Source organism: Paraburkholderia sp. BCC1884 (genome assembly GCF_900996225.1).
In the GTDB taxonomy this organism is placed as follows: domain Bacteria; phylum Pseudomonadota; class Gammaproteobacteria; order Burkholderiales; family Burkholderiaceae; genus Paraburkholderia.
In genome coordinates this window covers 1-434 of sequence record NZ_CAAJGL010000039.1, presented here as the reverse complement: position 1 = coordinate 434, position 434 = coordinate 1, and the positions used below count along the sequence as shown (strand labels likewise).

The 434-nt window shown below is 59.4% G+C and carries 1 protein-coding gene; it reads left to right on the top strand.

The features are described from left to right. Positions 1–248: 248 nt before the first annotated feature. Positions 249–434 (top strand): ESPR-type extended signal peptide-containing protein (locus FQ705_RS02895; protein WP_260854377.1); only part of this gene is annotated, 186 nt, incomplete at its 3' end.

The following is a 434-nucleotide window of genomic DNA, read 5'->3' as shown; positions in this document are numbered from 1 at the left end:
ACGGGCGTGTGGGCTTCAGGCGGGTGCGACGACGCAAGGAGCATGCTGGAAGCAACTGGCCGCCGGGACTCACGCAAGTATCCAAGCAGATCAAGAGCGCCTAGGCGCAAAGCAATCAGATTCATCTGAAATTCAGGACTTGAGTCGTTTGAGTCAAGAACTTGGCAATTGTTGACAGTTATCTTTCATCGCTTCGGTAAGCTCGCGTCCCATAACTAACGAAATGGACGCAGGCCACGTCGAAGAGAATGAACAAGAATGCGCATCGCCTGGTGTATTCCAGGCTTCGGGGTATGGTGATGGCCGTCGCCGAGACGACCACGGCCGAGGGCAAATCCGCAAGCGGCGAGGCGCGGCGGGTCAAGCGATCGTCAGGCATGCGTGCTGCCGCGTTGCTGGCCACCTCGGCGGTGGCCAGCGCCTGGTCGAGCGCG